At 63.0% G+C, this 19,343-nt stretch carries 17 protein-coding genes; 2 read left to right on the forward strand and 15 right to left on the reverse strand.

Going from position 1 to position 19,343, the window contains the following annotated elements:
- Positions 1–8: 8 nt before the first annotated feature.
- The 7 genes from H0274_RS07535 to H0274_RS07565 all read right to left on the reverse strand — a co-directional run bounded on the left by H0274_RS07535 (position 9) and on the right by H0274_RS07565 (position 7,940).
- Positions 9–1,010 (reverse strand): bile acid:sodium symporter family protein, encoded by a 1,002-nt coding sequence (locus tag H0274_RS07535; RefSeq protein WP_226794297.1) that lies wholly within the window; start codon positions 1,008–1,010, stop codon positions 9–11.
- Positions 1,011–1,072: 62 nt separating this feature from the next.
- The gene (locus H0274_RS07540) at positions 1,073–2,065 is read right to left on the reverse strand and encodes an AraC family transcriptional regulator (protein WP_226794298.1); all 993 of its coding nucleotides are present in this window, start codon (positions 2,063–2,065) and stop codon (positions 1,073–1,075) included.
- A complete protein-coding gene (locus tag H0274_RS07545) occupies positions 2,062–3,153 on the reverse strand; it encodes an acetamidase/formamidase family protein (RefSeq protein WP_226794299.1) in 1,092 nt (363 codons plus the stop codon). The genes H0274_RS07540 and H0274_RS07545 overlap by 4 nt, the downstream gene beginning before the upstream one ends.
- Positions 3,154–3,202: 49 nt before the next feature.
- Entirely contained in the window at positions 3,203–3,985 is a 783-nt protein-coding gene (ygiD, locus tag H0274_RS07550; RefSeq protein ID WP_226794300.1) for a 4,5-DOPA-extradiol-dioxygenase, read from the reverse strand.
- Between the two features lie 212 nt (positions 3,986–4,197).
- On the reverse strand, positions 4,198–4,683 hold the full coding sequence (locus H0274_RS07555) for a VOC family protein (protein WP_226794301.1): 486 nt from the start codon (positions 4,681–4,683) through the stop codon (positions 4,198–4,200).
- Between the two features lie 156 nt (positions 4,684–4,839).
- A complete protein-coding gene (locus H0274_RS07560) occupies positions 4,840–6,042 on the reverse strand; it encodes an aromatic ring-hydroxylating oxygenase subunit alpha (protein ID WP_226794302.1) in 1,203 nt (400 codons plus the stop codon).
- 221 nt (positions 6,043–6,263) lie between these two features.
- The gene (locus H0274_RS07565) at positions 6,264–7,940 is read right to left on the reverse strand and encodes an ArnT family glycosyltransferase (RefSeq protein WP_226794303.1); all 1,677 of its coding nucleotides are present in this window, start codon (positions 7,938–7,940) and stop codon (positions 6,264–6,266) included.
- Positions 7,941–7,969: 29 nt separating this feature from the next.
- Here H0274_RS07565 and rfbF point away from each other — a divergent pair, with 29 nt between their 5' ends.
- On the forward strand, positions 7,970–8,743 hold the full coding sequence (gene rfbF, locus H0274_RS07570; RefSeq protein WP_226794304.1) for a glucose-1-phosphate cytidylyltransferase: 774 nt from the start codon (positions 7,970–7,972) through the stop codon (positions 8,741–8,743).
- Positions 8,728–9,849 (forward strand): CDP-glucose 4,6-dehydratase, encoded by a 1,122-nt coding sequence (rfbG, locus tag H0274_RS07575; protein WP_226794305.1) that lies wholly within the window; start codon positions 8,728–8,730, stop codon positions 9,847–9,849. Before rfbF ends, rfbG begins: the two co-directional genes overlap by 16 nt.
- 80 nt (positions 9,850–9,929) lie before the next feature.
- Here rfbG and H0274_RS07580 read toward each other — a convergent pair whose 3' ends face one another.
- From H0274_RS07580 to H0274_RS07615, 8 genes are all read right to left on the reverse strand, one after another.
- Positions 9,930–10,772, reverse strand: coding sequence for a class I SAM-dependent methyltransferase (locus H0274_RS07580; protein WP_226794306.1), 843 nt, complete (start codon positions 10,770–10,772; stop codon positions 9,930–9,932).
- Between the two features lie 65 nt (positions 10,773–10,837).
- Positions 10,838–11,245: a GtrA family protein gene (locus H0274_RS07585; RefSeq protein ID WP_226794307.1), complete on the reverse strand. Its 408-nt coding sequence runs from the start codon at positions 11,243–11,245 to the stop codon at positions 10,838–10,840.
- On the reverse strand, positions 11,242–13,065 hold the full coding sequence (locus tag H0274_RS07590; RefSeq protein WP_413463467.1) for a thiamine pyrophosphate-binding protein: 1,824 nt from the start codon (positions 13,063–13,065) through the stop codon (positions 11,242–11,244). The genes H0274_RS07585 and H0274_RS07590 overlap by 4 nt, the downstream gene beginning before the upstream one ends.
- Positions 13,062–14,075 carry an NAD-dependent epimerase/dehydratase family protein gene (locus H0274_RS07595; RefSeq protein ID WP_226794309.1) on the reverse strand — a complete coding sequence of 338 codons (1,014 nt, stop codon included), beginning with the start codon at positions 14,073–14,075 and terminating at the stop codon, positions 13,062–13,064. Before H0274_RS07595 ends, H0274_RS07590 begins: the two co-directional genes overlap by 4 nt.
- Positions 14,072–15,400 carry a glycosyltransferase family 87 protein gene (locus H0274_RS07600; RefSeq protein ID WP_226794310.1) on the reverse strand — a complete coding sequence of 443 codons (1,329 nt, stop codon included), beginning with the start codon at positions 15,398–15,400 and terminating at the stop codon, positions 14,072–14,074. Before H0274_RS07600 ends, H0274_RS07595 begins: the two co-directional genes overlap by 4 nt.
- Positions 15,397–16,347, reverse strand: a complete 951-nt coding sequence (locus H0274_RS07605; protein ID WP_226794311.1) for a glycosyltransferase family 2 protein — start codon at positions 16,345–16,347, stop codon at positions 15,397–15,399. The genes H0274_RS07600 and H0274_RS07605 overlap by 4 nt, the downstream gene beginning before the upstream one ends.
- Positions 16,344–17,465 carry a capsule biosynthesis protein gene (locus H0274_RS07610; RefSeq protein WP_226794312.1) on the reverse strand — a complete coding sequence of 374 codons (1,122 nt, stop codon included), beginning with the start codon at positions 17,463–17,465 and terminating at the stop codon, positions 16,344–16,346. The genes H0274_RS07605 and H0274_RS07610 overlap by 4 nt, the downstream gene beginning before the upstream one ends.
- Positions 17,462–19,300 (reverse strand): SLBB domain-containing protein, encoded by a 1,839-nt coding sequence (locus H0274_RS07615; protein ID WP_226794313.1) that lies wholly within the window; start codon positions 19,298–19,300, stop codon positions 17,462–17,464. The genes H0274_RS07610 and H0274_RS07615 overlap by 4 nt, the downstream gene beginning before the upstream one ends.
- Positions 19,301–19,343: the final 43 nt, after the last annotated feature.

The raw sequence follows: 19,343 nt of genomic DNA on the forward strand, positions 1-19,343 counted from the left end.
CGAGCACATCATACGGCATGGACAAATTCCTCGTTCCTGGATTGGGCTTCGCTCCGCCTTGCATAGGCCTGCGCCAGCGCGGCGCAGACGATCAACTGGAGCTGGTGAAATAACATCAGCGGCAGGACGACCAGCCCCACCTGCGCCGGGGGAAACAGGGCGCCCGCCATGGGCACGCCGCTCGCCAGGCTTTTCTTCGATCCGCAGAAGACCATCACCGCCTCATCTTCTTGCGAGAAGCCCGCAAGGCGGGAAGCCTGCCGCGTGATCAGCAGCACGGCGCCGAGAAGGATCGAATCCAGCGCCAGGATCGTGGCCAGGTCCAGCCCCGAAAAGCGGCTCCACAGGCCTTCGACCACGGCGGCGCTGAAGGCAGCATAAACTACCAGCAGGATCACGCCCCGGTCCGTCCGCATCACCAGCTTGCGATGCCTGTCCACAAGGCCGCCAATCAGGGGCCGGGCCAGATGGCCGACGATGAAAGGCAACAACAGGGTCGTCCCCACCTTCATCAGGGCGGAAAGGAAGAATTCCTGCCCCGCTTGCCCGCTGCTGACCAGGAGGGTGGCCAGCAGCGGGGTCAGCACGATCCCCAGCACGTTCGAGAGAGACGCGCTACAGACCGCCGCCGGGACATTCCCCCGCGCTATCGCCGTCATCGCTATCGACGACTGCACGGTGGAAGGTACGATGCACAGAAACAGGAAGCCGCTCGCCACAGCAGGATCGATCCAACCGCCCAGCACAGTCACCATGGCAAGGCCGAGCAGCGGGAAGAGACCGAAGGTAGTGCCCAGCACCATCAGATGCAGCTTCCACGCCCCGATCCCCGCCACGATCGCCTGACGGGATAACTTCGCACCATGGAGGAAGAACAGCAGCGTGATCGCCGCATCGGTCAGGTGATCGAGCCACATTGCGCCCTCACCGCGCGCAGGCAGCAAGGTGGCAAAGGCCAGGACGGCCAGAAGCAGCATGAGGAAGCCATCAGGGCGGAAGCGGGAGAACATGATGGGGCGTTTGTGCGGGAAAGCTCGCCGGCAAGTCTTGTCGCCCGGCGTAACCTCGGTTGTCAGGCGACGCCGGAACGGCGGGCGCGATTACGCGTATCGCGCGGCGCTTCGCCGAAGCGTTCGCGATAGGCGCGGCTGAAATGCGCTGACTGGTTGAAACCCCAGCGAAAACAGATTTCAGAGATGCTTAGTTGGGCATGGAGCGGGCTTGCCAGTTCCGCACGCGCACGCTCCAGGCGGCGAGATTTCAGATAGCCTGTCACCGTCTGGCCGAAACGGGCAAACAATTGCTGGAGATAGCGCACGGAAACCCCCTCCGCGCTGGCAATCGCCTGCACGGTAAGGTCAGGATCGCCGAGCTGGCTTTCCAGCGTGCGGCAGATACGCTCATATTGGCGCGCCCGCTGCCCCATTGCCCCACCCTTGCCCGCAAACCCGCCCGAGCCGGCAATTACGGGCACGAGCAATTCAATCAGCGCGCTTTCGATCGCGCCCAATTCGCCCGGATGGCCGGTCCGCAATGAGGTGGCGAGGCTGTGCAGCAGCGCCAGCAGAGCATGGCCCGCGATCGTCCCCGGCTCCACGATGGAAACCCGCGCAGCCAGCGGAGCCAGCAGCCGTGCATCGATTGCCACGCTGGGTATGCGGATGAACAGCTGGCGAAATGGCCCACTGAAATGGAGCGAGGCATCCACGCCGGTGGCGCCGTAGATCAACATTGCAGGGGAGAGCGCCACGGGCGCGTCATCGGTCCGCAGGCTGGCATCGCCTTCGACCAACAGGCCCATCCACAGCCCCGGCTCTGCCTCCGGCGTACGCCCGGCGATGCATTGTGCGCCGCCTGATACCAGTGCGAAATCGAACCCCATTGGCGATGTGACGGCCAGCACCTGCCCCACCGCATCGGCATCCGGCGAGGGCCCGGCGAAAGGCAGGTGCAGCCGCCGCATGGCATCGGCCCATGCGGCGGCGCGTTCACCATGCGGCAGGCTCGCCGCATCGAAGGACCACGCCGCCCGGTCTTCAGTCACGGCCCTTGCGTTTCCGCTCATTCCGGATCGCTGACGCTTCCCTTGTTCGGAAAGATCCCGCGATCGATCCTCACATGGATGCCCTGTGTTCCGTCGACCACCTGCGTCACGCCGAAATCGGCCGCCACGCTCATCAGCGAATAGGCGTCGGTCTTCGACAGGCCCTGATGTTCGTTCAGCAGGTGCAACATGTCCATCGAAGCGCTCTTCATCGCCATGTCGAGATCTTCGCCAAAGCCGTGGACGATCCAGTGATCCGGCGTTTCGAGCAGCGGCGACGGGAAGGAGAAGTCCTTGCGCAGGATGATCTGGAACAGGACGTCCAGCGATGCCTCAATCGCGGTGCCGCTGATCTCGCCGTCGCCCTGGCTGACATGAGGATCGCCGATGGAGAACAGCCCGCCCTTGACCTGTACGGGATAGTACATCCGCGAATTGGCGCCGATCCGCCAGTTATCGATATTGCCGCCATGCAGGCCCGGAGGAATGGTGCTCACCGGCTCATTCACGGCCGGGGCAACCCCCGCGGTGCCCAGATGCGGGCGGGCCGGGATGGTGATGCCTTCCAGCGCCGGCTGGCGATCGCAGCTGGGACAGTTGGTGATGCGGCCGGGAACCAGATAGGTCTCCTCCACATCATAGGCATAGAGCGCCCGCGCCGTATTGGCATTGGGGTTTAGCTCATAGATCGTGACCCGCTCGGTCTCACCGAATTCCTTGTAAAGGTGGCCCCAATTGGCCTGCAGGTTGGACCCGTAATTGAAACGCGGCGTCATCTGGAAATAGCGTACTTCCAGCATGTCGCCCGGCTCCGCGCCTTCGACATAGATCGGGCCGGTCATGATGTGGCAGCCCGGCGTGCGGGTGCTCGGATCAATTTCCGTGAAGATGCGCTGGATGTCCTCGTCGAACATCAGTTCCGGATCGTCGCCCGCGTGATGCGTCACTGCCTGGGCCATGATCAGATCACCGCTCTTGACGGTCAGGGCGGGTTTCAACTCGGGCGAAAAGAAGCCCCAGTGGACCGTCTCGGGCGTTGCCCTGAGATAATGCAGCCCCCTTGGCTGCACTTCGCTACGCCGCAAACCATGATCGCAGATCAACGCCATGTCTTTCCCCTGTGGGTCATTTGGAACAAACCGCCATTTGCCGATGGCATCAGGCGGCACCGATCAGGATGCTGGTCATCCCGAGGGATTTGTGATGAATGAAGTTCGGCCCAAGATCGGCTGTCTCGCCCGGATGGCGGGCGCCCAGCACGTAGAGCAGCGGCCAGAAATGGTCGGGCGTCGGCACCGAAAGGCGCGCATCGTCGCCCAGCCGGGCAAAATCGATCACCGTCTGCGGCCGGTCTTCAACAATGGCATCGAGCATCGCGCCGTTGAACCGATCCGCCCAGGGATAGGGCGGCGCATCGGGATTTTCCCAATCCATCGCCGGCAGATTATGGACGATGTTGCCCGTGCCCATGATCAGCACGCCCTCCTCGCGCAAGGGACGCAGCTTCTCGCCGATCTGCCAGTGCTGGGCGGGTGAAAGCCTGACATCCATGCCGAGTTGAACCACCGGAATATCGGCTTCCGGATAGGCATGGGTCAGCACTGTCCAGGTGCCGTGATCCAGGCCCCAGCTGGCATCCAGCGCCACTGGCACCGGATCGAGCAGCTCACGCACGCGATGGGCCAGTTCTGGATCGCCCGGCGCGGGATATTGCATATCGAACAAGGCCTGCGGGAAGGCCCCGAAATCATGAATCGTGCGCGGCTGCGGCATGGCCGTCACGGCGGTGCCGCGCGTCAGCCAGTGGGCAGAGATGCACAGGATTGCCCTGGGCTTGCCGATCCTGTGGGCAATCGCGTTCCAGGCCGCGGTCGTATCGCTTTTTTCAAGCGCGACCATCGGGCTGCCGTGACCGAAAAAGACGACCGGGAGACGGCTCATGGGAGACACCTCCCGGTCGTTTCAAAGTTGCCGCAGGTGGACGGCCAACTGTGCATTTCTGAATTCGGTTCGCGCATCTGGAACGACGGCCCTGTTCTGCTTTTCACGTGTCTGGTCTTGTTGGAGAAAGGCTATGAAAAGGGGGGCGCCATGGTCTTGCATACTCGCGCACAAGATGTTGGCGGGCGGGCTAAGGCGCCCCCGAAAACTACTTATTCGCGCGTGTAATCGTCGGGAATCTGTGGATTTTCGCCCGCCTTGCCCCACAGCACCACTTCATTGCCCCACGGATCGGCAAAGGCGTGGTTGAAGCCGTTGAACTCGGCCCAATAGTGATTGCGCCACAGGATCTTGCCGCCCAGCTTCTCGGCAGTTTCCAGAATACGCTCGGGGGAATCGTCGTCGCCGATCAGCACCCAGATGCGGGGCTTGCGGCCCTCGGTCGCAATGAAGCGCGGTTCGACGCCATAGGGCTCGGGATGGGGGCGCATATTGGCAACATTGGCGATGCCCATGTGGAGATTGCCGATTTCGCTGTCGGTCCCGTCCTTCTTCTTGAAGAAGCCGCCGGGCACCATGCGGTGATATTTGCCCATCGGGCGGGGATCGTTCTCCCAGCCGAAAACCTGGGCATAGAACTCGCCGGCCGCATTGGGATCATCAGCAGGAATATCGAAGAAGATCAGTGTGTTGGTCATTTTAACCCCTGATATGCAGAGTGGGAAACCTTGTCGGATTTCCGCTATCAGGAGTGGCGGTTGCCGTGCTGGCGCGCTGACGAACAAATAGTTGATTTTTCCGGCCGCGCCTCGCTCCAGAGGGGCTTTTGCAGGGCGCGGCCGGAAGGGGGCAGATCAGGAAGTTGCCCGCAGCTTGGTGACCGGGGCAGACGGACCGCGTCGGCGATCCCATTCGGCCATATAGCGGTCGACCAGCCAGACGTTGAACTGGCGCTGCGCGTCTTCCTGCCAGCTATAACGGCCACGCGGCGCGAACTTGGAACCCAGTCCTTGCTGCACCAGAAGATCGGTGTGCAAATCCTGCGCGAAGATGGAATTCGTATAGTCGCTCGTCACCTTCGCCTTGGTTTCGAACAGCGGATCTTCCATCGCCTCGGGCAGATAGAGGCTGCCGAAGGTCACCTTATGCGTAGTGGCCGAATCCGCATCCATGATGATGTAGATCGCCACGTCATTGGTGATCACCAGCGAGAGGCTGGGCGGCAGGTTCACGAACAGCAGGCGGTTCTGTTCTTCCTCGGTGAGCTTGGGGAACACGGGGAACAGAGCCTTTTCCGTAGGATTGAAGGCGGCGTTCTTATGCAGCGTGCCGTTGAGGCGATAATAGCCGGCCGTGCCCTTGGGCACTTCGGGGAAGCTCGCCTTGGAACTGGGGATGTAATCGTGCAGCCCCTGATGCAGGCGGCTGGCGTGATAACCGTCATTGTTGTTTTCGAACTGGACCTTCCAGTTCCAGGCGAAGCTTTCGACAATCGGCGCGGGGCCGCGCAGCTTTTCCAGCTCGTAATTGGCGACCACCGGTTCCAGCGGAGCAAGGCGGGAAACGAGCGCCTCGGCTTCCGGATCGAAATTGACGAAGACGAAGCCGTGCCAGGTTTCCACCTTCAGCTTCGGCAGATTGTTCTTCGCCTTGTCGAAATTGCAGGTCTTGTTCATCGCCGGGGCGCCGACCAGCTTGCCGTCCAGATCGTAGGTCCAGTGGTGATAGGGGCAGATGAAGGCGCGGGCATTGCCCTGCCCTTCTGCCACCAGCATCGCGCGGTGCTGACACACGGCTGACATTGCCTGAAGATTGCCCTCGCGGTCGCGCGCAACGATGATCGGCTCGTTCGCGTGCGTGGCGGTGAAATAATCGCCTGCGGCGGGAACCCATTCCTCACGTCCGACACAGAGCCATTCGCGATAGAACAGCGCCTCTTTCTCGAAGCGATAGAATTCGTCGCTCGTATAAAGCTCGGGCGGCAGCGTCTCTGCCTCTTCCGTGGGCTTCACCGAAGTGGCGAAGCTATCGAAGAACTGGTCGGTAAGAAGCGTCATTGTGTTTCCTCGATCCTGTGCATGCCAATGATGCAGCGCACAATGCGAGTCTGGCAGGGGCTCGCGGGCGCGGCACTCAAAACGTCGAAAAATCGGGCCCGAATCCGACTTTCCGCGATGCAGCATAGGCAGCAAGCGCCTTCATGGCTTTGCAGTCTGCGAGCAAATTTTTGTCTGCCAGCAACCGGCATCTCATGCGCGCCGGTGCAAGTTCCTCTCCGTCAGCCGGGGCAATGCCCGGCTCTCTCCCCCTCTGCGGGGAAACGGATGACGAGGACTTCCGGACCGCCACTGTGCCCGGGCACCGGCATGATCCGGCCGCAGACAATGCCCTGCCTGATTGCGGCGGCGTAGCGGGAATATTCACGGGGAAACCGTGCCTTGTCCTGCCGATAAGTCGCCTCGTGCGAGAAGATGGCGTAATCCGCACGGCAACTGGGCAGGCGATTTTCATCGACATGGGCATAGTCCACCACCGGGCTTCCCTGCCGCGAGCGATCGACATCCTCCTCGGAAATCTGACCTTTCAGAGCGGCGCGGGCATCCACGCAACCCGCGGTGCCGAGGGGAAAAGTGATTTTCCATGGGCCCTGCATCAGGTCCAGCGCGGCATGTTCCACCAATATCGTGGATCCTGCCGGGATGTGAGTGCGAGCCCAGGCGGTGGCGATCTGGCGGGTATCGTGACGGCGTTCTTCGGCTCGGGCCTGCGCGGTAACCAGCATCGGGAGCGCTAGGGCGACCATGGCGACCAGCGATCCCAGCTGGGCGAGGCGTAGCTTTCCGTCAAGAATCCGCGCCAGTCCCGGCCCCGCGACCCATCCTAGCCCCAGCGCGAAGAAGGGCAGCACCGGCACCAGCCATCGCTCCCACAGCAGATGCTGGGTCGAAATAACGACCAGAAAAGCCAGAAACCCGGGGCATACGGCAATCAGCCAGATACGATCTCTCACCATGCCTCCAACGATACCTATCGCCGCGAGTATGAGACCGAGCGCGCCCATAGAGCCCGCCAGAGGCGTGGATATATACCAGAAAAGATTAGCCCAGAATCCTTCGCCCGTCGCGCCGGGATGGAAGGGCCGTGCCTCCCCCGAAAGGTCACGCAAGACGATATCGTAGCTGAAGATCAGGAAGGGCGAGACGGCGAACAATGCAAGCCCCGCCACTGCTGGCATCAGCAGCACCAGTCGCCGGTCTGCCCCCTGTTTCGCTACGCTGTAGAGCGCGGCGACGAAAGGGCAGAGCCCCACAAGGGCGGCGGGCCATTTGGTAGCACAGGCCAGTCCGGCGAAGATGCCCGCCAGCACGTAATAGCGCAGCCTGCCGTCCTGCAGGATAGCAATCGCCTGCAACACGCAGAGCAGCATGAAAAAGCTGGCCTGCACATCGGTGCGGATCACCTGCGACCATGAGATGTGGACCGCATTCACCGCCAGAAACAGCGCCGCGGCCAACCCAGCCCGCTGACCCCAAAGACGCTTGCCGATCAGATAGACCAGCCAGACGCAGGCAACGCCATTGGCCACGATGAACAGCCGCGCGGGCAGGAATACGATGCCCGGATCGAGATGCACCGCAGCCGCGAAATCCGGCAGATCGGCAAAGCGTCCGCTCAGCAGGCCAAAGGCAGCCACCGCCACCATCACCAGCGCCAGGCTGTAAAGCGTGATCGTGCCCGGATGGCCGAACCATTGCGGATTCAGCGATCCGCGGGCCAGCATGTCATAGGCCTTCATCATGAAAAGCGGCTCGTCCGGGTCGTTCAGCGCGGGCAGGCCGAAGCCCACGCCATCCACCCTCAGCCATGCCGCAAGGCACAGGATCGCGATGATCGGCCCGTAGGCGACCCAGAGGCGCGACAGGCGGTTACGGTTAGGCGTGGATGAGTTCGTCATAGTGCTGAAGGACATGACGTGGAGGTTCAATGCAAACCGTAATTCTGGCCGGCGGCCTTGGCACCCGCATCGGCGAGGAAACCGCAACCCGGCCCAAGCCGATGGTGGAAATCGGCGGGATGCCGATCCTGTGGCACATCATGAAGATATATTCCGCTGCCGGGTTCAACGATTTCGTGATCTGCCTGGGCTACAAGGGTTACGTCATCAAGGAATTCTTCGCGAATTACTTCCTCCAGACGTCCGATGTGACCATCGACCTGCGCAACGGCAACGGCATGGAAATCCACAATGCCCGCAGCGAGCCCTGGCGCATCACGCTGGTGGAAACCGGAGCGGACACCATGACCGGCGGCCGGCTTGCCGCCGTGCGCCCCTATCTCGATCCTGAAGAGCCCTTCTGCTTCACTTATGGTGACGGCGTGGCCGATATCGACATTGCCGCACTGGTGAAGTTCCACAAGAGCCACGGCAAGCGCGCCACCATTACCTCGGTCTCCCCTCCGGGCCGCTTCGGCGCGCTGGCCTTCGACAAGGATCGTGTCACCGGCTTCAGGGAAAAACCCAACGGCGATGGCGGGCGGATCAATGGCGGCTTCTTCGTGGCCGATCCTTCCGTGCTCGATCTGGTGGATGGGCCCCATGTGCCATGGGAATCGGAACCGCTGGAAAGGCTGGCCGACGCGGGGGAACTGATGGGCTATCGCCATGAAGGTTTCTGGCAACCGATGGATACGCTGCGCGACAAGCTACACCTCGAAGACCTCTGGAACAGCGGGAGCGCACCGTGGAAGCGCTGGTGAACCCCGTCTGGGCAGGGCGCCGGGTCTTCCTTACCGGCCATACGGGCTTCAAGGGCAGCTGGCTGGCCCTGTGGCTGCAAGCCATGGGAGCAAAGGTCACCGGCTATTCTCTACCCGCCCCCACGCGGCCCAGCCTGTTCGACAAGGCGCGCGTGGCCGATAGGCTGCACCACATCGAGGGCGACATTCGCGATGCCGGGGCGCTTTCGGCCGCCGTGGCACAAGCCCGGCCCGAGGTGATCTTCCATCTGGCCGCCCAGCCGCTGGTGCGCCTGTCCTATGAAGATCCCGCAGGGACCTATGCCACCAATGTAATGGGCACGGTAAACCTGCTGGAAGCCGCGCGGGCCACGCCCGGTGTCCGGGCCATCGTCGCCATCACCAGCGACAAATGCTATGAAAACCGCGAATGGCACTGGCCCTATCGCGAAGAGGATCCGATGGGCGGCCACGATCCCTATTCCAGCAGCAAGGGCTGCTGCGAACTAGTGATTTCGGCATGGCGCCGGTCGTTCTTTTCGGATGAAGGCCCCCTGCTCGCTTCCGGTCGGGCCGGCAATGTGATCGGCGGCGGGGACTGGGCAACGGATCGCCTTATCCCCGATCTGGTCCGCGCCTTCGAGGCAGGCGCCGCGCCGCTGATCCGTTCCCCCCATTCGGTGCGCCCCTGGCAGCACGTGCTGGAGGCCCTGCGCGGCTACATCATGCTGGCAGAGCGCCTGCTGGAGGGAGAACGCGGCTTTGGCGAAGGCTGGAATTTCGGCCCCTTGGAAGAAGACGCCCAGCCCGTGCGCTGGATCGTGGACCGGATGCAGGCCCGCTGGGGCGGCACCGTTCCGGCGAAGCGCCAGAGCGGCTTCCACCCGCATGAGGCCGGGCTGCTGCGGCTCGATTGTTCCAAGGCGCGCAACCTGCTGGGCTGGAAACCCGCCCTCCCCCTCGAAGCCGCACTCGACTGGATCGTCGAATGGCACAAGGCCGTGGGCAGCGGGGCCGATGCGCGCGAGGTTACGCTCGCCCAGATCGATCGTTACGCCCGGCTGAGTGCCATGGGTGAAATGACGGATGTGGCCCCGCAGCGGCTTGCCGTAGCCGGGGGCGTTTAGGCGGAAGAGAACTCCCCAAGTTCGTCATCCCAGCGAAAACTGGGATGACGAACTTGCGCAAACTCTCTCCAGTATAACCATCACCCCCGCGCCATCGTGATCATATTGCCCAGCTTGAGCCCAAGCGAGGTTCGGGGCGCCGGCAGGCGATCCAGCTTCACTCCGATCGCCCTGCCCGCTTCCTTGACCAGAAAGTCGATCGGGAAATAATTGGTACTGCGCGCCACCGCTGCCGAGGAATAGCCGGCCCGGTCGAGCATTGCGGCAATGGACGCCGGGCTGAACAATTGCGGATGCTGCAGGCAATAGGGCGGCCATTTGGGGCCCAGCACCTTGCTGAGCAACGATGCTTCATTATGCGTAACGATCATCAGCACCCCGCCAGGGCGCAGCTTGGCATGGATCTGTTTCAGCATCGCCATGGGGTCCAGCAGATGATCCAGCACATGGATCATGGCAGCAAGTCCGATAGACCCGTCAGGAACGGGCGACAGATCCGTCATGTCGGCAAACACACGGGCCGGGAACGGCATCACGGCCTGAGCGAGACTTTTGTGCACCACGCGATTGGGCTCGAACAGCCAGAACTCATTGAAGCGTCCGTCCTGCGCGGCCTGAGCCGCGACATAGCCCACATCCGGGCCGATCTCCAGATAACCGCCGCCCGGCACATCGGCCTTCCTCGCCGCCTCGAAATAGCCGCGCTGCGTGGCTTCCAGCGAAGCCGAAGGCACCATTTCCATGTTTGGCGCGAGCTCGGAATAGAGATCCGCCAATTGCTCCTCATAGAAGAAATGCGGCGCATAGAGCAGCCCGCATGCGGTGCAGCGGCGATACGAAAAGAACAGCTTGGAATCGTGGAAGCCCGACCAGAACGGGCGGAGTTCTTCCGACGAGAGAGTTTCCGCGGCAGGTTTGCTCACCACGCCGCCAGACACCTCCTGATGCCCGCAATTGGGGCATGAACGCTGCAGAAAACCCGACAAGTTCAATCCTCCCTGCGTCGGAAGCTGAAGCGGCTGTGCCAGAAATAGCTGCCGAAGATCACGATGGCGGTGAAACCGATCTGCGCGATGTCCGGGCGCACTCCGCCCAGTTCCACCAGCACGGGCAAAACCGCCCAGTTCGCCGCGTAGTTGATGACGTAGAAGCTGGAAAAAGTGACGAATTCCTGCACCACATTGCCCTGTGTGCGAAACACGCCCAGCTTGTAGGTGAAGAAGGCGAACAGCAGGCAGACCACTTGCGCGATACCCAGCGCCTGCAAATAATGCTCATGGAAATAGGGCACGAGCCAGACCAGCGCCGGATAGAACGCCAGTCCGAGCGCGGTGTTCACGCCCCCTGCCACCAGGAAGCGGAAGGGCCGGCTGCCGAGGAGCGCTGCCTTGCTCATTCGTCTTCCATCAGCTCGATCCGCATGTTCTCGCGCAGCACCTCGCGCGGGAGGAAGGGCGAGAGGTCTTCCAGCGCGGGCGAGGTAATGCGCCCGTCGGGATGAGACTTCGCGCCCAGCTTGGGTGCGAAAGACACATCCTCATCCACGAACAGTTCGCACAGAACCGGGCCTTCCGTGGCCAACGCGGCAGAGACGGCACCGGGCAGTTCGTTGTGGGAGCGGGCACTGAAATAGGCGAAGCCGAAGGCATCGGCCAGCCGCGAGAATTCCGGGAAGGTGACGTTGCTCTTGGGCCCGCCGCCCACTTCGACCCCGTTGAAGAAATTGCGGTGCGTCTGGAAGATCGAGACATAACCCGAATTGTTGATCACGAAGACCTTCACCGGCAGGCCATAACCGGCAATCGTCTGCATCTCCTGCAGGTTCATCATGATGCTGCCGTCGCCCGCGAGCGCAACCACCCGGCGCGTACCTCCTGTGGCCGCGCATACGCCGATGGCGGCGGGCAGATCATAGCCCATGGTGGCGCAACCCGAATTGGTCCACAGCCGCTGTCCCTGCCGGATATGGGCCGTCTGGAACCCGATCACGCAGGCGCTGCCATTGCCGGTGACCACCACATCGTCATCCCCCAGCTGGCTGAACACCTCGTCCAGCGCGACATAGGGGTGCATCAGCTGCGAATGGCTGAGATATTCGGGCTGGACCACCGGGAAGCGCCGCACGCGCTCCCGCGACCATTCCAGCCATTCCTTGTGGGCCTCGGTTGGCCCTTCATAGGCGGCGGCCAGCAATTCGGGGAGCAGGTCCGCCAGATCGGCGACTATCGGCATGTCGGGCACGACACTGGGCTTGCGCAGTTCCAGCGGATCGATGTCCACCCAGATCTTGAACGCCTCACGCGCGAAGCTCCGCCAATTATAGCTTACCTGCCGGATATTGAGCCGGCTGCCGAGCACCAGCAGCAGATCAGCGCTTTGCGTCACCATGTTCCCGCCCCGGTCCCCCACGGTGCCGGGCTTGCCGCAATTGAGTGGATGATCGGTCCACAGCGCATCATGCGCGTTCCAGCCCGTGACGACCGGAATACCGAGCTTCTCGATCAGCTGGAGGAACAGCTCATGCGCGCCGCTCAGCCGCACCCCCCCGCCCGCGAAGACGACCGGCCGCCTGGCCGAGGCGACCAGCGCGAGGATGGCTGCTGCCGAAGCGGGCAGATCGGTCTGCTTCCACGGTTCGTCCAGCTCAACCGGATCGAAACCGGGCAGCAGATCGTCAGGATCGATCTTCGCTGCCTGCACGTCCAGCGGAATATCCAGCCATACCGGGCCGGGCCGGCCGCTTTTCGCCAGATAGATCGCCTTTTCGAGGTGGTAGCGGATCGAGCGCGGATCGGTGACCATCACTGCATATTTCGTGACCGGGCGGACAATCGGCTCGATATCCAGTTCCTGGTCGCCATATTGGCGCAGCGGCAGGCCGGTGTGGCGCACCGTGGTTTCCATCTTCACCTGGCCGGAAATCACCACCATGCCGATGGAATCGACATAGGCGCCATAGACGCCGGTGATCGCATTGGTTCCGCCGGGGCCGGAGGTGACATTCACCACCGCCAGCCTGTTGGTCAGCCGGTAATAGGCCTCTGCCGCCATGGCCAGCGCCTGTTCGTGGTGAGTGAAAGTGGTCTTCAGGCCCGGATGCGTGCCCAGCGAATGGTTGAGGTGCATCGCCCCGCCGCCGGTCAGCATGAAGACATCGGCAATGCCATGCTCCACCAGCGTCTGCGCCACCCAGTCGGAAAGTTTGATCGTGCTCACTTGGTCCATCCATTGGCAAGGGCCGTGCGCCGGATCGCCTCTGCCAGAGGCACCGTGGCGCGCAGGCCAAGGTCGCGGCGGATCGCCGCAGTCGAAGGTACATAGCGGCCGGGATTCCAGCCCGGATCGGCCCGGCCCAGCACATCCACGCCGGGCCCGCCGAGCACTTCGGCGGTCAGCCGGGCGAGATCGGCGATTGAGATCGCCTCTTCCGACCCGCAATTATAGGCCGCCCCGGCGGGGGCATCGGCCAGCATGGTCCACAACCATGCGGCAAGGTCCGCCGAATAAAGATAGGATCGCACCGCCTGGCCCGAGCTTTCCACCCGGATGCGGCGGCCCTCCATCACATCGCGAATGAAGTTGCCCGCCGCGAAATGGAGATCGAGCGGCAACATCGGCCCCAGCAGGGCGAAAATCCGCGCGCTGACCGTGTCTAGCCCGAACTGGTGGCCATAGATGGCGCATAACGTCTCCGCCGCGCGCTTGCCCTCAGCATAGGAAGATTTCGGGTCGCGCATGTCGGGCGCGCCCGCATAGTCCTCGGACACGTGGGAAATGTCCGGCGGTTGCGCGCCATAGACCGCGCCAGAACTCATGAAGAGGTAGCGCCCCGCCCCGCTTTCCAGCGCAAAATCCAGCGTCCGGCGGGTTCCACCCAAAATCGTGTCGAACATGCGGCGCGGATCGTTCGCAGTCAGTTCCGCACTGGCATCGGTGGCGCCGTGGATCATGTGAGTGAACCGGCCTGAAGGGAATGCAAAGCTGGCCGTATCGCCTGCGATCATCTCGAACCGGCGCGCAAGATGCGGCGAAGTCCGCGCGAAACGCACTGGATCGCGGCTGAGCAGAACCACCTCCGCCCTGACCGGTGCGGCGGCGAGCGCTTCCAGCATCCAGCGCCCGATGAAGCCGGTGCCCCCGGTCATGAAGATGCGCGCGCCCTCCAGTTTGGGCCAGACCGGCGCCAGAGCCTGCACAAGTGCCGCGATGTCCTGCTGCACGATCATGCCTTCGCTCCTGTGGCGACCAGCCCGAGGGAGGGGCGGTATTTCGCATGGGCCCGCGCGACCTGCGCAATGGCGTCCAGCGACAGGGCCCAGACGATGGCGATGATCAGCGCAGGCCGCACGAAATGGCCATAGGTCAGGCCGAATTCGGGGCTGACAGTGCGCTCGCTCAGCCAGCTATTACTGGTGATCTGCAGCACCGATGCCAGCATCACATCGCCCACCAGACAGAGCACATAGGCGCACAGGATCGCGATAGAAGGCCCCAGCCGCCGCATCGGCTCCAGAAACACCAGGAACAGCAGGAACAGCTGCGTATATCCGCCGGGCGACTGGGTAACGAGATAGGCGCCGAGCAAGATGGCCGCGATCCGGCTGGCCGGCAGCGCCCTTGGCTGAAGCCATGCCGCCGCCAGCGCCGCCAGCGCCACAAGCTGTGTGGCGCGTATGGCGAGAGGCACGAAGAACTCGATCCGCTCGATCACGCGGGAGGATACGAATTCCAGCAGCGGCACCTGCGCCTGCCGCATGTTCAGGAAGGGGGTGTAGCTGGTGGAGTAATTGATCTCGTTCCACACCTGCCCGCTCTGGAATACGACCCAATTGGCAGTGTTGGACGCCAGTTCACCCGGTGTGCCTGATCCCACCCATGCAAGTGAAATGAGATACAGCGCCACAGTGGCGATCCCGGCCAGTTCCAGAGCGCGCCAGCGCCGACGCAAGGCCAGTTCGAAAACTGGCAGCACCAGATAGGGCTTGAAATTGATCGTCACCGCTGCCGCCAGGCCGCGCAGCAAGGGGGATCGCAGCAAGGGCCCATGTGCGAGTACGAAACAGGCGAAGCAGACAAGGATCAGGTTCCCCCGCTCCAGCGTGAAAAGCAGCGGCAGACCCAGCCCGAGGGCGATTGTCCGCCAGGTTGCAGTAATCCGATCAATCCGGCGCAGCGCGAGCCAGACCAGCACTACATCCAGCAGATAGAAGCCCAGCAGCGCGGCCCTGCCCAGCCAGTCGCAATCCCGCGCATAGAAGGGCGACAGGTGATAGCACTGGTCCAAGCTGAACATGTCCAGGAACACGAAAGAGAGCGGCGGATAGATGCTCCGCCAGACATCGTAGATTCCGCGATTATTCGCCCAATAGGCAGTGTTGAACCAGTCCATGAACGTGTCGTTGGTGTCGAGCACGAAGGGCTGGGGCAGATATCCAAGACGCTGGAACTGGAAAGCCGTGAAGCCAAGGCTGCCCAGCACCGCAAGGGCCAGCAGAATCTCCACGATCAGCGGCCAGAGCCGACGCTCCCCACTCCCCTCCCTCGCGATCATCGTGCGCGTGCCGGGAAATTGATCCGCTCGTCCTCAATCACCAGCGGCACGTTGCGGCTGCGCTCGCTGAGCAGGCGGACCTGTTCGGCCACCAGCCCGATGGATAGCAGGATCAGGGTCATGCCCGCTACGGCGAGACCTGCGAGGGCCAGTTCCCCTGCCGGTCCGCCCATCGCCAGCGCAATGAGCGCGGCCAAGGCCAGCCCTACGGTCATCAACGCAAAGAAGGCGGAGGCGAAAAGCGGCAGGCGAAGCAGCGACCGCGTCGATCCGGCCAGCGCCGACATGGCGAAAGTGAAGAGAGTACGGAAACTGTTCTTGCTCTCCCCCGCAGCGCGCGAGGGGCGGTCGAAAGGAATGACGGCAAGGCGAAAGCCGACTTCCAGCAGCATCCCCCGGAAGAACGGCTCAGGCTCGTTCCATTCGGCCAGTGCATCCACTACCTTGCGATCATACAGGCCGAAGCCGGTCGCGCCCGGAATGATCGGATGATCCCCGAAGCGCGCGAGGAAGGCATATCCGCCATCCCGGATCAGGCGCATCAGCACCGAAGTGGGCTCGCTGCGCCGCTGGGCCAGCACAATCTGTGCCCCCTTGCGCCATTCCTCCACGAAGCGGCCGATCATTTCCGGCGGGTCCTGGAAATCGGCGCACATACCGATCACGGCCCGCCCGCTCGCCTGGTAGATGCCGTAAGTGGGGCTGCGCATCTGGCCATAATTGCGGCTGTTGAAGATCGCCCGAATGCGGCGATCTTCCCGGCACAATTCCCGAATGATCGTACGCGTATCGTCGGTCGAGCAATTGTCGATCAGCACGATCTCATGGGAAGCGACGAACATTTCCGCCTGCGCGGTCACCGCCGCGCAGATCGCCCGGACATTCTCCTCCTCGTTGAAGCAGGGAATGACAATCGAGAGTTCGGGAGGCTGCTCGCGCCCGGTCACTGCGCCTCTCCCTCACCCCTGCGGGAAAGCCAGGGCAAGCGAATGCCTGTGGCCGGGGCATAAAGCTCGGTAAAGAGCGCCATCAGCACCAGGAGGGCCAGCGCCGCCACGGCCGGAATGTTGAACTTGCGATCGGGATCGAGATGCGCGGCTTCGATCACCTGCACATCGGTGGCCGTATCCCCGGCCAGCGTCTCTACCGCCACTTCCTCGGACGAGCGGGAGTAAACTTCGTAAAGCGCCTGGGCGAAGCGATAATCCCGATAGAGATCGAAATATTCCCCGGAAACCGCCGACAGACCGGCGACATTCGGCCCCGCCGCATCCGTGGCGGGATCGGCCGTGCGGGCAATCTGCCCCTGAAGCGAGGCAATCTCGGACTGGACGGCAACGAGGCGGGGATTTTCCGGCCCCAAGAAGCCGCTCAGCGTCTGAAGCTCCACCTTCTTCGCCTGCAATTGTGCCTGCAAGCCTGCACGCAGGGAAATCTCCGTGCCAAGCTGGGCTTCGGGCGCGGCAAGGTTGTTCTTGCGCCGGAAGGCCTCCAGCGCAGCCTCTGCCTTTGCCACCCTGTTCGACGCATCGGCAAAGCGCTGCTCGATGATCCGGCGCTTGCGTTCGGTCCGCTCACGGCCGAGCAAAACGATCCGGTCACTGATGGCCTCGCTATAGGCCTTGGTCAGCGCCTCTGCCTGAGCGGAATCATGCATCCGCGTTTCGATTTCGAGGATGCCGCCGGTGAGAGAGTGGATGTCCACCTTATTCTCCAGGGCAATACGGGCGTCGCGTTCGCTCCCATATTCGCCCTTCTCGACGAGCTTGAGGCGCCGGATAACTTCGCCCGTCACCTCGCTGCTGCGGGCCATGGCGAGATACATGTCCACCGGCTGCTTGGCCCCGCCCAGCAAGGCGGCAACGCCTGCAAATCCGCCGCCATAAGAGGTGGTCATGCTACCCAGCCCAAGGCTGTTCACATCCTGCGGCACGATCTTGGAACGCGCGACATAAGGCGCGGGCACCACGCACAGCACAGCCGCCACCAGCATCAGCGCGGCATAGCCACGACGGCGCTTGCGCGGGTCGGCCAATGCCGACCGGATCTGTTCGGCCCGGCTCATTCGACAATCGACTTCACGGAAGCGAGGCCGACCAGCCCGCCGAAGATGCTACCGGTAATATCCCGCAGCCGCGCCCAGAACTCGCCACGATTGGCATCGATCGGCACGAATATCAGGTCGCCGGGCAACGCCTTGGCCTTCAGCGTGTCGCGCCCTTCGGCCACCACGGTGCCATTGGCGCGAACCACGAAGATCTCGGCCTTGTCGCCCATCTTCTGGATACCGCCGGCCAGATCGACATAGTCGCGGATGCGGCGGCCGTCACCATAGGCAAAGGAAGCCGGGGTCGGCACCGCGCCGAACACGCCGACCGTTACCGGCCGCGGGGGAACGTAGATCGTATCGTTATTCTCCAGCACGAGATCGGCGGGCAGGTCCGTGGCATTGACCGGCAGATCGAATACCAGGCGCCCGGTCGGTTCACGCTCGCGCATCTGATCGACCACCGAACGGATCAGCTGGATATTCGCCGGCTGAACCCGCTGCACCCGGTCAGCAGAAGTGAGCGGCTGCGCGGTGAGCAGCATCTCCACATCCTGAATCGCGCGCTCGAAACTGGCCTTTTGCTGCTGGCGCACGCTCTCGCGCGTGATGACGCTGGCATAGGGGAACGCCTCGCTCGTCAAACCGCCCGCGCGCTGCAACACATCGTTCAGCGTGGTACCGGGGGTGAAATAATAACGGCCCGGCCGCGCCACTTCGCCGCCGATCGTCACCAGCAGCGATTGCTGGCGCAGCGGACGGGCGATGCCGGCATTGCTGATCACCCGGATTACCTCGCCCCGCCTGGCGGGCCGGGTCTGCGCATCGGCGGCGGAGATTTCTTCCCACCCCGCAGCGCTCTGGCCCAGCGGATCGAACACCATCAGCCGGCTGCGGTCCGCAATCGTATTGACCCCGCCCGCATAGATCAGAGCATCCGCCAGCGTCTCGCCGGGAGCGAGTTCGAAAATGGCTTCGTGATTGACGCTGCCGGTCACGGCCACCTGCTCGCCCGTGGGGGCGATATAGATCACGTCCCCGTTTTGCAGCACCGCGTCACCCCGGCGATCGCCCTTCAGCAGCAGATCATAGAGATCGAAATCGGAAACCAGTTCGCCATTGCGGCGCAGCTGGATCGAACGGAAGCTGCCCCCGGAGGAAGGGCCACCCGCCGCCAGGACGGCATTGACCAGCGTGGAAAGGCTGCCGACAGTGAAGGAACCGGGCGAAGCGGCAAAGCCGGTGACGTAAACGGTCACACCCTTGAGCTGCGCCACGTTCACTTCCAGCTCGAAGGAACGGTACTGGCGCGAAACCTCGTTGCCGATCACCTGGCGCAAATCGCCATAGCGCACGCCGCCAACCATCACAGAGCCGACCTTGGGAACGAATATCCGCCCTTCGCTGTCTACCGTCAGTTGCAGATTGCTGGCTTGTACCGAGCCTGCCAGCGCCAGCCGGATACGGTCGCCCGGATTGATGCGATAATCGGGCGGGATCGTCGCAGTGGGCGGCGATGTGAAATCGCGTGAGCCCGGCACGAGCAATTCGGCCCCGAACCGACGGAGGGGCTTGCCTGCCATTTCGGAGACATAGCTTTCGAACTCGCTCGGCAGGGGCGCCTTGGTATGGAATTTGGGAGGGGCCGCCTGTGACGATTGCGCGCCCGCCTGATCCGGCATTGCCTGCTCGCCATCGAGTATTTCGGGCTGATAGGGCGTGACAGTGGCTGCAGGCACGCTGGGCGCCTGCTGCGTGCTTGCAGCCGTGCCGGAACGCCCCGTCGATCCCTGCTGCTGAGTGGACGTATCCACCGGCAGGGCAAGCTGCGCTGCCGCATGCGTCGACAGCATCAATGCAACGGATGTCAGACCTGCTGTAAGCCTGCGAGGCCAT

Origin of the sequence: Fulverythrobacter ferritrahens, from assembly GCF_020539485.1 — a bacterium.
Lineage (GTDB): Bacteria > Pseudomonadota > Alphaproteobacteria > Sphingomonadales > Sphingomonadaceae > Andeanibacterium > Andeanibacterium ferritrahens.